Source organism: Pseudomonas sp. NPDC078700, assembly GCF_044542375.1.
Classification (GTDB): domain Bacteria; phylum Pseudomonadota; class Gammaproteobacteria; order Pseudomonadales; family Pseudomonadaceae; genus Aquipseudomonas.
Map to the genome: position 1 here is coordinate 502,668 of NZ_JBITUI010000001.1, position 14,161 is coordinate 516,828.

The following is a 14,161-nucleotide window of genomic DNA, read 5'->3' on the forward strand; positions in this document are numbered from 1 at the left end:
ACATTGTCCTTTGTGCTCCGACTAAGATGAACACAACCCGCTTGCATCAAGGCTGTGCTAAAAATCATGTGGTAATGCATCAGCTCGCCCGTTTTGCCGGTTGCTGGTAAAGGCCCGCAAAGACTTCAGCCATGGTGTCTTCGCTCGGCTCTTCCTGAGCTTGGAGGCCGACTGCGCGACTGACCAACTGGTGACTGCGCGGCAGTTGCAAATCATCTGGAATTCGAGGGCCATCAGTTACATAAGCCACCGGCAAACGCTGACTAATGGCCAACCCTAAAACCTCACCCATACTTGCTGCTTCGTCCAGTTTAGTCAGAATACAGCCCATAAGCCCACAACGCTTATAACTATGATAAGCCGATTTGAGCACCTGATTTTGACTGGTTGCGGCCATAACCAGATAATTTTTCGCATTAATTGAACGACTTGCCAAGGCCTCCAACTGCATACGCAGCGCCGGATCATTGGCTGGCAGGCCTGCAGTATCAATTAAAACCACACGTTTGCGCATCAACGGCGTGATGACTTGAGTCAGCGACTGACTTGGATCGACCAGCGTCACAGGCACATTGAGAATGCGGCCCAGGGTTTTCAACTGTTCTTGAGCACCGATGCGATAGCTGTCCAGGCTGACCAACGCGACATTCTGCGCGCCATACTTCAGCACATAGCGAGCAGCCAATTTGGCGATAGTGGTGGTCTTGCCCATGCCAGCAGGCCCTACCAGCGCAATCACACCACCGTCTTCTAAAGGTTCTTGCTTAGGCACTTGGATCGCGTGAGCCAAGTGGGCCAGAAGCATACGCCATGCTTGACGAGGCTCGGCAATATCATTGACGCGTTCCAGCAATGGCCGGGCGACATCGGCCGGCAAGCCCATGCGCTGCAGGCGACGCCACAAATTAGCTTGTTGTGGGCGGCGTGTTTGCATTTGCCCCCATGCGATAGAGCCGAGTTGAACTTCAATCAACTCACGCAGACCTGAAAGTTCAGAGCGCATCGCATCGATAGTACTTTGATCAACCGCTGCCGCCGCCGCTTTAGTCGAGGCACGCACAGCAAGATCCAATGGGCTTTCAGGCTGTTGTTCAGACAGCTCAGCAAACAACTGCAGGTCCTTCGCCACCTCGGGTTCAACACGCAGGCTCAGCTCTGCATGGGCAGCGGCGATCTTTGACTGGGTTTTGCGCAACTCGCTTTCCAGTTCAGGGTTCGGCAGGCGTGCCGGAGCCGCAGGAATCTGGTAATCCAGAGCCGCCGTCAGTTCCACGCCGCCAGCAACGCGGCGATTTCCGATGATCGACGCATCAGCGCCCAGTTCTTCACGAACCAGCTTCATGGCTTGACGCATATCGGCAGCAAAAAAACGTTTAACCTGCATACCTGTGACCTCGGCTTTGCGGTGGCTGGACTACATCTGTGCGACTCAGCACCACTTAATTCTGACCCACCGTCGCTACGATGGTGACCTGCTTGTTATCGGGTATTTCCTGGTAGGCCAACACATAGGCATTGGCTACCGCCATTCGTGCAAACCGCGAGAGCATCGCCCTGACCGGGCCCGCCACCAGCAGAATCACCGGTTTACCGAGCATTTCTTGGCGCTGCGCTGCATCAATCAAAGACCGTTGCAGCTTCTCTGCCATACCCGGCTCTAAAAGAATGCCTTCTTCAGAACCTTGACCGGCCTTCTGTACGCTATTTAGCAATATCTGTTCCAACCTTGGTTCCAAGGTGATCACAGGCAGCTCCGGCTCTAGTCCCACAATGCTTTGCACGATTGCGCGAGATAAAGAAACCCGTACTGCAGCCACCATCGCGGCGGGATCTTGACTCTTTGGCGCCACATTGGCGATGGCTTCGGCGATGGTACGAATATCCCGCACTGGCACTTGTTCTTGCAGCAAGGCTTGCAGCACCTTGAGCAGGGTCGACAGCGAAACCAACCCCGGCACCAGCTCTTCAGCCAGCTTTGGCGAGCTTTTGGCCAGCAACTGCATAAGTTGCTGGACTTCTTCGTGGCCCAGCAGCTCGTGAGCATGCTTGTGCAACACCTGATTGAGGTGGGTTGCTACCACGGTGCTGGCGTCGACTACGGTGTAACCCAGCGATTGAGCCTGATCACGCTGATTGACTTCAATCCACACCGCCTCCAGACCAAACGCCGGATCTTTGGCGGCCACCCCATTGAGGGTGCCAAATACTTGCCCTGGGTTAATCGCTAGCTCACGGTCCGGATAAACTTCAGCTTCAGCCACGCTCACGCCCATCAAGGTCAAGCGATAGGCATTTGGCTGCAGGTCGAGATTGTCGCGGATATGCACCGAAGGCATCAAAAAGCCCATCTCCTGGGAGAGTTTTTTGCGTACACCTTTGATCCGCGCGAGCAGTTGCCCCCCTTGATTGCGATCAACCAGCGGGATCAGCCGGTAACCAACCTCCAGGCCAACCATATCCACGGGGGTTACGTCATCCCAACCCAGCTCCTTGACGTCTTGAGCGCGTTGAGCAGGCAGCTGTTCTTGCTGGCGCTGAACCTCTTTGACTTCATCTTCTTTGGTCTTGCGTTGCTTGTTGGCGATCCAGTACGCCGCACTGGCTGCCACCAAACCCAGACTGATAAAGGAGAAGTGCGGCATGCCCGGCACCAACCCCATCGCGATCATGATGGCGGCAGCCACTGCCAGCGCTCGCGGTGAAGCGAACATCTGGCGGTTAACCTGCGCGCCCATGTCTTCTGAGCTGGACACCCGGGTCACCATGATTGCTGCCGCCGTCGACAGCAGCAACGATGGAATCTGGGCAACCAGACCGTCACCGATGGTCAGCAGGGTGTACACCTTGCCCGAGTCGGCAAAGCTCAGGTCGTGCTGGAAAATACCGATGGCGACACCGCCAATCAGGTTGATAAACAGAATCAGCAAACCAGCAATCGCGTCACCACGAACGAACTTACTGGCACCGTCCATCGAGCCGTAGAAGTCTGCTTCCTGTGACACTTCGGAACGACGTTTCTTGGCCTCAGCCTGTTCAATCAAACCGGCATTGAGGTCGGCGTCGATTGCCATTTGCTTGCCGGGCATGGCGTCGAGGGTAAAACGCGCGCTGACTTCCGAGATGCGCCCAGCACCCTTGGTCACCACCACGAAGTTGATAATCATCAGGATCGCGAAGACCACGATACCCACTACGTAGTTGCCGCCGATCACCACTTCACCAAAGGCTTGAATCACCTGCCCTGCGGCCGCGTGGCCATCGTGACCATGAAGCAATACCACCCGCGTTGACGCGACGTTAAGCGCCAGACGCAGCAATGTTGCCGCCAGCAAGATGGTTGGGAATACAGCGAAGTCCAGCGGCCGCAAGGCGTAGATACTGACCAGCAACACCACAATCGACAAGGCGATGCTGAAGGTAAACAGCACGTCGAGAAGAAACGGCGGGATCGGCAACATGACCATGCCAAGCATGACCAAGAGCAATAACGGGATGCCCAGGTTGCCCTGACGCAACCCCGACAGATTACTGCGCACGTTGCCGATAATTTGTGAGTGATCTACCGCCACATCTTTACCCCAGGTGGTTCAATCTTTTGACGCCCAGGCGTCTTTCACTGGGGTTTTGCAAGATCCCGTCCAACTTTGCCCTGCAACTGAAAATTCACTGAAATCGACTAAAAAACGTCTCGCAGGCAGCGTTACTCGTCACGGCGTAAATCAGGCGGGATAGGTAGATCTCTGAGCGTATCAGGGCGCTTGGCTTTACCGGCTTGGTATTGCCGCAACTGGTAGACGTAGGCCAGCACCTGAGCCACGGCGAGGTACAAGCCAGCGGGGATTTCCTGATCGATTTCTGTTGAGTAGAACACCGCACGCGCAAGCGCCGGTGACTCCAGCAGCATCACATCATGCTCCTGGGCGATCTCGCGAATTTTCAACGCAGTGAAGTCGCCCCCCTTCGCCAGCATCACGGGTGCATTGCCTTTAGTCGGGTCGTATTTCAGCGCCACGGCAAAATGCGTCGGGTTGGTGATGACCACGTCTGCCTGGGGTACTGCCTGCATCATGCGGCGCTCAGTCATTTCGCGCTGCAACTGACGAATACGCTGTTTAACTTCCGGTTTGCCCTCGCTGTCCTTGTACTCGTCGCGCACTTCTTGCTTGGTCATCATCAGTTTTTGCTTGTTGTCCCAGATCTGGAACGGTACATCCACCGCCGCAATCAGGATCAAGCCACAGGCTATCCATAGCGCGCTCCAGCCCACTAGCTGTGAAGCATGCATGATGGCGTTTTCAAGGGGCTCATGGGAGATAGCCAACAATGCATCGCGGTCTGCTGAGAGCACCACCAAGGCAATAATCAAGATGACCGAAAACTTGGCCAGCGCTTTCACCAACTCGACCAACGCCTTGGTCGAGAACATCCGTTTTAGCCCCGCCGCCGGGTTCATCCGACTCAGTTTGGGCGCCATCGCCTGCGCCGAGAACAACCAGCCACCCAAGGCAATTGGCCCCACGATTGAAGCAATCAACAGTGCCATAAATAACGGCACCAGCGCCTCAAACGCGATCTGCCCCGCCGCCATCAGCCAGATACCCATGTTGCGCTCATCGAGAATCACTTCACGGGGCAGGGAAAAACTGCCACGCATCACGTTAAGCATGGCATTGCCCAACGAGCCTCCAGTGGCCAGTAATCCGCCTGTTCCGGCAAGCATGATTGCCAGGGTATTGAGTTCACGCGAGCGCGCTATCTGCCCTTTTTCACGGGACTCACGCAGGCGTTTCTCCGTGGGTTCCTCGCTTTTGTCGGCACCGCTTTCAGATTCAGCCATGGTTCGACCTCACCTCGCCTGTGCCATTTCGCGCAGGAACAACAAGGCTTCGCGGGCGAAGTCCTGATACTGCGCCAGAATATCGGCCAGGCCGATCCAGATAATCACCAAGCCCAGCACTACTGTGAGCGGAAAGCCAATGGTGAAGATATTGAACTGCGGCGACGCGCGGGTCATGACTCCGAAAGCCAGGTTAATCACCAGCAAGGCGGTGATCGCGGGCAGAACCAGAATGAGCGCTGCGCCAAATACCCAGCCGAGCTTGGTGGCGATATCCCAATACTGGTTTGTCAGAAAACCACCCCCCACCGGCAGGGTGACAAAGCTTTCCGACAGGACCTCAAAGACCACCAAGTGCCCATTCATGGCCAGAAACAGCAGGGTCACCAGCATGGTAAAAAACTGACCAATCACGGGCACCGAAATACCGTTGGTGGGGTCGACCATGGAGGCAAAGCCCAAGCCCATTTGCATCGAAACGATTTGCCCGGCAATGACAAAGGCATGGAAAAAAAGCTGCAAGACAAACCCCAGCATCACCCCAATCAGCACTTCCTGGGTGATCAGGATCAAGGTTTGCAGGCTTAGCGCATCGACTTGCGGCATTGCTGGCAAGGTTGGCAGCAGCACCAGACAGATCGCCAGCGACAGGTATAAACGCACCCTTACAGGAACCAGTTTGGTCCCAAATACCGGCATGGTCATCAGTAACGCGGCGATACGAAACAGCGGCAGTAGATAACTGCCCACCCAAGCCCCAATTTGCGCATCGGTCAACTCAAGCATGGTCAGCCAATGAGCGAGGGAATATTCATGATCAGGGTGCGCGTGTAATCCATCAGCTCTCGAACCAGCCAGGGGCCAGCGATAATCAGCGTGAGGAAAATCACCATCAAACGCGGCAAGAAGCTCAGGGTTTGTTCGTTGATCTGTGTGGCCGCCTGGAACATTGCAACCAGCAAACCCACCAGCAAACTCGGCACAACGATGGTTGCGACAATGACTGCGGTTAGCCACAGCGCTTCGCGAAATAGATCGACTGCAACCTCAGGCGTCATGCTTATATCCCTCCAAAACTGGCGGCGAGCGTACCCATGATCAACGCCCAGCCATCAATCAAGACAAACAACATGATCTTGAACGGCAGCGAGATAATCAGTGGTGAGAGCATCATCATCCCCATCGCCATCAAGATACTCGAGACCACCAGGTCGATAATCAAGAACGGGATGAAGATCATAAAGCCAATCTGAAATGCAGTTTTCAGCTCAGAGGTTACAAACGCTGGCACCAGGATGGTTAAAGGCGCTTGATCCGGGCTGGCAATATCAGTGCGCTTGGACAGGCGCATAAACAACTCAAGATCACTTTCGCGGGTTTGCGCGAGCATAAAGTTCTTGATTGGCCCCTCGGCTTTGAGAATAGCCTCCTGCGCCGGTAACTGCTCGTTGAGATAGGGCTGCAACGCGTCCTTGTTTATCTGATCGAACACCGGTGCCATGATGAACATTGTCAAAAACAACGCCAGCCCGACCAATATCTGATTCGAGGGTGTCTGCTGCAAGCCAAGGGCCTGACGCAGAATCGAAAAGACGATGATGATCCGGGTGAAGCTGGTCATCAACATCAGAAACGCTGGGATAAAACTCAGCGCGGTCATGATCAGCAAGATTTGCAGACTGACCGAATACTCCTGCTGCCCTTGGGCATTGGTGCTTAGTGTGATTGCCGAAATCGACAACGGATCATCCGCACCCAGCGCCATTGGCGCCGCCAGCATAAACACGCCAAGCAACAGCAGGCGCTTAGTGAATCTCTGAAAAACTACTGCGCTAGAGATTACTGGGGCAGTCCGTACTGCGTTGAAAAACCGCTCACAGCCTTTAGGCTGAACGTACTTTAGTACGGCACCGAAGGGGTGAGCAAAGCGAATCAAATGCTCATTTAGAGCAACTAAACTGCGCTTTTTCGCATCGTTTCGCCTTGTGCTCTCGGCGCTCGCTACCTTTTTCAGAGAGTCCTTCGCGCTCATCAACTCTTGTCCTTATTGTCTTTACCCAGCAACTCCATCAGCCGCTGGGAAAACTCGGTAGGTGCAGGCTTACTTTCACTGCTGTCTACGGGGTCTTTGAGCACGTGCAAGGGCGTAATTCGCCCAGGAGTCAGGCCCAGCAAAACCTGCTCGCCACCCACTTGCACCAGCACCAGACGGTCACGTGTGCCCAATGCCTGACTGGAGACAATTTTGATTGCCTGACCACCGCGCGGGCTAATCTGCTGCACGCGACGCATCAGCCAAGCCAGGAAAAAGATCAAGCCAATCACCAGCAACAACCCAAACAACAGCTGGATTAATTGCCCGGTAATACCGCTGCTGGCCATTGGCGTGACCGCCTTGGCAGCAGGCTCAGCGGCCAACACGGTTAACGGCAAGGCAAGCAACAGGCCAAGGCTTTTCATGTCAGCGCAGCTTCTTGATGCGTTCGCTCGGGCTGATCACATCAGTGAGACGGATACCGAACTTTTCGTTGACCACGACCACTTCGCCATGGGCGATCAAGGTGCCATTGACCAGTACATCCAGCGGCTCACCCGCCAGACGATCCAACTCGATAACCGAGCCTTGATTGAGCTGTAGCAGGTTACGGATGGTGATGTCGGTATTCCCCACTTCCATCGATATCGACACTGGGATATCCAGAATCACATCAAGATTGGGGCCATCAAGGTTGACCGGCAAATTGCTTTTCGGCACGCCGCCAAACTCTTCCATCTCCGCCCGTGACGCTGCAGGTGCCGAGCTGCCGGCTGCATCGCCTACGCCGGCAAGCATGGCATCAATGTCATCCTGGTTGGCATCGCCCGATTCGGACAGCGCAGCAGCCCACTCGTCAGCCAATGCCTGCTCTTCGGGTGAACTTGCTTCATTTTCATCTGCCATGATCTTTCCTCGGATGGCGTAAAACAGTAAATGCGTTTCTGTAAGCCTTGGTGCCGGCAGGCGCCGGACACCTCTAGCGGTTATGTCTTAAACCGTCGCTAGCGGCCACGGTTAACCGGGTCTAGCACTTGCAGCGCCAGATTGCCCTTATGTGCACCCAGTTTGACCTTGAATGAAGGCACGCCACTGGCGCGCATGATGACTTCGTCTGGCAACTCGACCGGTATCACATCACCGGGCTGCATATGCAGGATGTCCCGCAGTTTTAATTGCCGCCGTGCAACCGTCGCGGATAACGGCACACGAACATCCAGCACGTCCTCACGCAGCGCATTGATCCAGCGCTCATCATGATCACCCACATCGGATTGGAAGCCAGCATCAAGCATTTCCCGGATCGGCTCGATCATGGAGTAAGGCATGGTTATGTGCAGATCGCCGCCACCACCGTCGAGCTCAATGTGAAAGGTCGAAACCACCACCACTTCACTTGGACTGACGATATTAGCCAATGCCGGGTTAACCTCGGAGTTGACGTAATCGAACTGGATATCCATAACCGCGTGCCACGCTTCTTTAAGGTCGACAAAGGCTTGATCAAGCACCATGCGGACCACGCGCAATTCCGTGGGGGTGAACTCTCGACCTTCAATCTTGGCATGCCTACCATCACCGCCAAAAAAGTTATCAACCAGCTTGAACACCAGTTTAGCGTCGAGGATAAACAAGCTCGTGCCGCGTAACGGCTTCATCTTCACCAAGTTGAGACTGGTCGGTACATACAGCGAATGCACATACTCGCCAAACTTCATCACCTGCACGCCACCCACTGAAACATCCGCCGAACGACGTAACAGGTTAAACATGCTGATGCGGGTATAGCGGGCAAACCGTTCGTTGATCATCTCCAACGTCGGCATACGCCCACGGACAATCCGATCCTGGCTTGTCAGGTCATATTGTTTGACGCTACCTGGAACCCCAGCGTCTTCAGTTTCGACCACGCCGTCATCGACGCCATGGAGCAAGGCATCAATTTCGTCTTGGGAAAGCAGGTCTTGCACGGCCATCTATGGCTCCCGACTACTGCAACACGAGGTTGGTAAATAACACTTGTTCGACCACCGTCTTGCCGACTTCTTTCTGCGCCAATTCCTGCACGCTGGCAGTCGCCTGCTGGCGCAACATTTCTTTGCCGACCGGGGTCACTAAATTATTGAAATCCTGGCCTGAGAACAACATAACCAAACGGTTACGCAGCACCGGCATGTGAACCTTGAGGGCATCCAGTGAAGCTTGATCACGAGACATCAATGCAACGCTGACCTGCATATAGCGGGCGCGACCGTTCTGGGTGAAGTTGACCACAAATGCAGGCGTCAGCTCTTCATAAATGGCCGCCTGCTTGACGGGCGCAGCATCCTCTTGCTTGGTCTCAGCAGCGGCCTCTGGTTTGTCTTCCTGCTTACTTAGGAAAAACCAAGTACCAGCAATGGTCAAACTCACCACCAGCAACAACGCGACAACGGCCAGAATAATGATCTTTAATTTACCGCTCGACTTACCATCCGCTGCTGGGTCTTGCGGCTTATCTTTCTTCGCCATGCCAATAATCCGTCACATATTCAGGTTAGCTGCTAATTAAGCCTGAACGAGCAAGTGTTATGCCAGCTTAGCTTATTGGGTTTTACCCAACCCAAAACAACAGCGCCCGACGCTTTGCAACGCCGGGCGAAAGATCAGGAGAATAACCCGTTTTGGCGTGATTGACGTGGTCGACGCCCGTATGGACCACCCTTTTAATGCCACAAATCTCGACGACCATCGAACACCCGGTGGCCAAGCTGCGCGTTGACCACCCTTGTGCGCCAGCAACAGGCTGTTTACGCGTAATAATCGACCATACTGCGTGGCGCCCCATAGGCTGTGGCGCGCTGTTCGACGCTGTTAATCGACAATTCTTCGTCATGGCCGCTGCCAAGTCCTGAACCCGATGCGCCACCACGGCCGCTGTCACTACCCGCCTGTTGTTGATTCTGTCCTTGCCCTTGCCAGCCACGACTTTGATCGGAGACGGTAACATCCTGAAGGTTAATGCCCTGCTGGGTGAACATCTCACGCAACCGATGCATTTGCCCTTCAAGGCTATCGCGCACTGCCGCATTGGCACTGGCAAAGGAAATCTGCGTCTGGTCCTGATTCATGTGTATACGTACATCCAAGCGCCCCAGCTCAGCGGGATCGAGCTGAATCTCCGCAGACTTCAGGTTCTGGCTCGACAGGTACATGACCCGATCCACGACCGCTTCAGTCCAACCGCCCTGCTGCATGGCAATCGGAGTGCCCACCACAGGGATTTTTGGGGTTAGCGCCGTTTGTTGAGTGATTGCCTGACTCAACGAACTGAGCTTGCTGACAAAGTTCTCTGGCGGCGTGTCAGCAGAGCTCTCCGTGAGGCTATCTAATGCATCAGCAGACAGATCACTCAGGTTAAATTCGCCCGCCAGACTCTTCTCAGTCGACTGCAGCTTGGAGCCCATTGCAGTCATAGCGCTGGCAAAACTCTGATCAGGGTTGAGCGCTGCTTGCGCAGCAGTCGCACCCGGGGATTTCTGCTCAGCATTTGCGGCGGCTTGCGCCTTGCCAATATCCAGCGCCATACGCACCGCCGGCAATTGATTCATGGCATCCAGATCAGCATCAAAGCTGGCATCCGTCATACTCGCCGGGCCGGAACTTTTGAAATTGGCGATGGCGTTATTCATGCTTGCAAGTTGCTCAGCATTTAACTGCAAGCCAAACAGCTCATCACTGTCTTCGGTTGTGGGTGGCGTATCCGCTTGCGCGTCCTGACCCTCGCCCTCGCCCTGATTCGCCGCCGCGTCAGTCGGCAAGGAATTGCCGCTATCGGCAACAGTTTGCGCCTGAGTATCACCAGAAGCCTGTGTACCAGCCTCATCATCAGCCTTGGCTTTGTGCTCATTAGCCGCCTTTGCCGAGCTGTTAGTCCGCTCAGCAGGCTTGGCCTGACGCTCATTGGCGTAGACCTCAGCAAAGCTAGAAGCCTCACGGCCACGGGGCTCAGCCGGTTTTACTTGGGGCTTGGCCGCCGCAACCTTAGGCTTTAAATCAACTGCTGGTTTGAGCAGTAAGTCAGCTGCACCGGACATCGGCACTCTCCATACGGATTGGTTCGTACTGGGAGATAGCAAGAGCCAGGCCAAGTCAGGCAAGGGTCATTTGAGAACAGACTTAAAGCGCTGCATTGGCCTTGCAACGCGGGTGTACTGGGGGTAACTCTCCGTCCGGGTCAGGCTCTATAGCCTTGGATTTCAGACAGGAAAATTGCTTTGACCGCTTCCATTTCGGTTTTGATCTGAGCAAATAAGCTGTCGACCATGGGCTGGTTTTGCGTATCAACAGCGCCTTCTAACTCGAGGCATAAGCGTGAAAGCTCAAGCGCCCCGATGTTGCCGCAACTGCCTTTGAAACTGTGGATGGCCAGCAACAATTGAGGCATATCATGTTCAACAACAGCTTTCTCGGCCAAGCCTAAGCGCTGTTCAGAGTCTGCCAGGTAGGCTTCGAGCAAAACTGGGTACTCGTTGCCCATAACGTCTTTTAATCCTGCAATCACTGCCTTATCAACATGTGCTAACACGCGCGACACTCCCTGACCCGCAAATACCAGAAAAAGCTGGGCACACACTAACGTCGCCTTAGCAGAAGACCAAATGCTTTTTTATGGATTTCGGCCCAGCGGCAATTTAAAAACGCTCGCGGCCAGCCAAGCGCTGCGATAACTCATCAAGCATTTTCTGCTCGCGCTTATCCTCAAGCTGGCGCGCTTCATCCTGATAGCGCTGGATCAGCTTGCGCAACCCCTCCAGACGGGCGTAGCGCTGCTGCCACACTTGACGAATTTTATCGACGTTGCTGCGATGCCAATCAAGGCTCTGTTGCTGCTGAGCGATGGCGGTTTCCAACTGCGAAAGAAAGCGCTGATAGTTAATCAACCATTGCCCGGAAACTCCGCGCTGGCCTTCGCTCATCCATTGCTGCTGGTAATCTGCGCGGTAGCGCTCCAACTCGCCCAGCTTGACTTCAGCCTGGCCCTGCTGCGCCTGTGCGCGCCCCAACTGCACAGCGGCTTCACGCTCAGCGCGCTCGGCCATCTCGACCACCGGAGCCAATTGCCGAGCGCGACCTTTACTCATGCTTGGGCATTATTAGTGGGCGAATTCAATGTCGCTGCAAGCTGCCCGACACTGTTTTGCAGGCTGACACTCTCATCGAGTGCCTGGCGCAAAAAGGCCATCATTTGTGGGCGCTTGGCGATAGCCAAATCGGTGTCAGCATCGCCACCGGGAACATAGGCTCCGACACTGATCAAGTCACGACTTTGTTGGTAGCGCGACCACAGCTGTTTGAACCGCTGCGCCTGCTGTTGATGCTCGCGGGTGACCACTTGTGGCATTACCCGGCTGATCGAGGCTTCGATATCAATCGCAGGATAGTGACCTTCTTCAGCCAAGCGCCGGCTCAGCACAATGTGCCCGTCGAGCACCCCCCGGGCCGCATCCGCAATTGGGTCCTGCTGGTCATCCCCCTCGCTCAACACCGTATAAAAGGCCGTGATAGAACCCCCGCCCTCCTCGGCATTACCCGCGCGCTCAACCAGCTTTGGCAATTTGGCGAATACGGATGGCGGATAACCTTTGGTGGCAGGCGGCTCACCGATGGCCAGGGCAATTTCACGCTGGGCTTGAGCGAAGCGGGTCAGTGAATCCATAAGCAACAGCACATTCTTGCCTTGATCACGAAAGTACTCGGCAATTCGCGTGCAATAGGTGGCGGCGCGCAACCGCATCAGTGGTGCATCATCTGCGGGCGAGGCCACCACCACTGAGCGCTTGATACCTTCTTCACCGAGGATCTCCTCGATGAATTCCTTAACCTCACGCCCCCGCTCACCGATCAGCCCGACCACAATAATTTCAGCCTCGGTAAAGCGCGTCATCATGCCTAACAGCACACTCTTACCCACGCCTGTACCGGCAAACAGGCCCAAACGCTGACCGCGCCCTACAGTTAGCAGACCATTGATCGAGCGAATGCCTACATCCAGCGGCTGGTCAATCGGGTGGCGCTTCATCGGGTTAATTTGCGGGCCATCCATCGGCACCCAGTCCTCAGCCTTCATCCGCCCCTTGCCATCAAGTGCAGCGCCAGTGCCATCAAGCACTCGACCGAGCATCGACATGCCCATGGGCAGACGGCCGGTATCGGGTAAAGGTACAACGCGCGCGCCCGGCGCAATCCCGGCCAAACTGCCCACCGGCATCAGGAAGATCTTGCCATTGGCAAAGCCCATGACCTCGGCTTCAACTTGCAGCGGATGATAGCTGCCCTCGTTGATCACCATGCAGCGGCTGCCCAACGAGGCGCGCAGGCCTTCGGCCTCAAGGGTTAAACCGACAACACGCAGCAAACGCCCTTCGACCACGGGCGAAGCTGGCAGCTCAATCGCCTCGCTGTAGCCGCTCAGACGCTTGGCAAAACTGACGCGTTCAAGCTTCACTGGCAGGCTTATCCGTGGCGTCAAGTGCGATATTTATATCCGCTTCAAGGGGATGCACCGCCTGTTCGCGCTGCTGCTCGAACAACTGCTTGAGGGATTGTGATATGCGCGTTTCAACGGTCGCATCAATCCGGCTGTTGGCACACTCGACCCGGCAACCGCCGGGCAACAAGGCTTCATCTTCGAGAATCCGCCAGGTTTCCTCATGACGGTCACGCAGGGTTTTGATGATGTCGTAATCTTGCGGGTTTAGATGAATACGCACAGTGTCATCGCCAATAGGCAATAGTTTTAATGCCTCGCGCAGAACTTGACGAATCTGGCTCGAATCGCGATCAAGCTCGCGTTGAATCACTTCACGGGTGATACGGCTGACCAAATCGATCATGGCCGCTTCAATCTGCTGATCCTGCTCGGCAATGGGCTCAAACAACTGGCTCATGACCCGCTCTAGCCCTTCAAGCTTGGTCGCTAGCGCTGCGTCAGCTTCTTGCTTGGCCTTGAGTTGACCGGCGTGATAACCGTCACGCTCGCCGGTTAACAGGCCTTCGTTATAGGCTTCCTGGCGAATAGCTTCCAGTTCATCCAAGGTCAATGGCTTGACGTCTTCAAGCGCTACATCTTCGCTGTCTGCCGGTGGTTGTGCAGACGCCACAGGTTCATTGTCTGTTGGCTGCTCGGCCACTGCATCGCGCTTGAGGGGTTCTACCAGCGCGTCAAAACTCGGCAGCGACCACACATCAAGTGCATTGATGTCCCCGGCACGAATAAGCTCGCTTTGTGCTTCTTTAGCCATTTTGGC

At 55.1% G+C, this 14,161-nt stretch carries 15 protein-coding genes; all 15 read right to left on the minus strand.

Features of this window, described 5'->3' with window-relative positions; genetic code table 11:
- Nucleotides 1-79: 79 nt before the first annotated feature.
- Nucleotides 80-1,384, minus strand: coding sequence for a flagellar biosynthesis protein FlhF (flhF, locus tag ACIGCM_RS02390; protein ID WP_397500422.1), 1,305 nt, complete (start codon nucleotides 1,382-1,384; stop codon nucleotides 80-82).
- Between the two features lie 55 nt (nucleotides 1,385-1,439).
- Entirely contained in the window at nucleotides 1,440-3,569 is a 2,130-nt protein-coding gene (gene flhA, locus ACIGCM_RS02395) for a flagellar biosynthesis protein FlhA (RefSeq protein WP_397500423.1), read from the minus strand.
- Nucleotides 3,570-3,700: 131 nt separating this feature from the next.
- On the minus strand, nucleotides 3,701-4,837 hold the full coding sequence (flhB, locus tag ACIGCM_RS02400; RefSeq protein WP_397500424.1) for a flagellar biosynthesis protein FlhB: 1,137 nt from the start codon (nucleotides 4,835-4,837) through the stop codon (nucleotides 3,701-3,703).
- Between the two features lie 9 nt (nucleotides 4,838-4,846).
- Nucleotides 4,847-5,623 carry a flagellar biosynthetic protein FliR gene (gene fliR / locus ACIGCM_RS02405; protein WP_397500425.1) on the minus strand — a complete coding sequence of 259 codons (777 nt, stop codon included), beginning with the start codon at nucleotides 5,621-5,623 and terminating at the stop codon, nucleotides 4,847-4,849.
- A 2-nt stretch (nucleotides 5,624-5,625) separates the two neighbouring features.
- Complete coding sequence (gene fliQ, locus ACIGCM_RS02410; protein WP_397500426.1) at nucleotides 5,626-5,895, minus strand: flagellar biosynthesis protein FliQ; 270 nt, start codon at nucleotides 5,893-5,895, stop codon at nucleotides 5,626-5,628.
- A gap of 2 nt (nucleotides 5,896-5,897) precedes the next feature.
- Nucleotides 5,898-6,617 carry a flagellar type III secretion system pore protein FliP gene (fliP, locus tag ACIGCM_RS02415; RefSeq protein ID WP_397500427.1) on the minus strand — a complete coding sequence of 240 codons (720 nt, stop codon included), beginning with the start codon at nucleotides 6,615-6,617 and terminating at the stop codon, nucleotides 5,898-5,900.
- A gap of 251 nt (nucleotides 6,618-6,868) precedes the next feature.
- A complete protein-coding gene (gene fliO, locus ACIGCM_RS02420) occupies nucleotides 6,869-7,297 on the minus strand; it encodes a flagellar biosynthetic protein FliO (protein ID WP_397500428.1) in 429 nt (142 codons plus the stop codon).
- A gap of 1 nt (nucleotide 7,298) precedes the next feature.
- Nucleotides 7,299-7,778: a flagellar motor switch protein FliN gene (fliN, locus tag ACIGCM_RS02425; RefSeq protein WP_397500429.1), complete on the minus strand. Its 480-nt coding sequence runs from the start codon at nucleotides 7,776-7,778 to the stop codon at nucleotides 7,299-7,301.
- Nucleotides 7,779-7,876: 98 nt separating this feature from the next.
- Nucleotides 7,877-8,848 (minus strand): flagellar motor switch protein FliM, encoded by a 972-nt coding sequence (fliM, locus tag ACIGCM_RS02430; protein WP_397500430.1) that lies wholly within the window; start codon nucleotides 8,846-8,848, stop codon nucleotides 7,877-7,879.
- A gap of 13 nt (nucleotides 8,849-8,861) precedes the next feature.
- The gene (gene fliL, locus ACIGCM_RS02435) at nucleotides 8,862-9,383 is read right to left on the minus strand and encodes a flagellar basal body-associated protein FliL (protein WP_397500431.1); all 522 of its coding nucleotides are present in this window, start codon (nucleotides 9,381-9,383) and stop codon (nucleotides 8,862-8,864) included.
- A gap of 278 nt (nucleotides 9,384-9,661) precedes the next feature.
- Nucleotides 9,662-10,948 carry a flagellar hook-length control protein FliK gene (locus ACIGCM_RS02440; protein WP_397500432.1) on the minus strand — a complete coding sequence of 429 codons (1,287 nt, stop codon included), beginning with the start codon at nucleotides 10,946-10,948 and terminating at the stop codon, nucleotides 9,662-9,664.
- 140 nt (nucleotides 10,949-11,088) lie between these two features.
- A complete protein-coding gene (locus tag ACIGCM_RS02445) occupies nucleotides 11,089-11,439 on the minus strand; it encodes an Hpt domain-containing protein (RefSeq protein WP_397500433.1) in 351 nt (116 codons plus the stop codon).
- A gap of 106 nt (nucleotides 11,440-11,545) precedes the next feature.
- Complete coding sequence (fliJ, locus tag ACIGCM_RS02450; protein ID WP_397500434.1) at nucleotides 11,546-11,995, minus strand: flagellar export protein FliJ; 450 nt, start codon at nucleotides 11,993-11,995, stop codon at nucleotides 11,546-11,548.
- A complete protein-coding gene (gene fliI, locus ACIGCM_RS02455) occupies nucleotides 11,992-13,359 on the minus strand; it encodes a flagellar protein export ATPase FliI (RefSeq protein WP_397500435.1) in 1,368 nt (455 codons plus the stop codon). The genes fliJ and fliI overlap by 4 nt, the downstream gene beginning before the upstream one ends.
- Nucleotides 13,349-14,155 (minus strand): flagellar assembly protein FliH, encoded by an 807-nt coding sequence (fliH, locus tag ACIGCM_RS02460; protein WP_397500436.1) that lies wholly within the window; start codon nucleotides 14,153-14,155, stop codon nucleotides 13,349-13,351. The genes fliI and fliH overlap by 11 nt, the downstream gene beginning before the upstream one ends.
- Nucleotides 14,156-14,161: the final 6 nt, after the last annotated feature.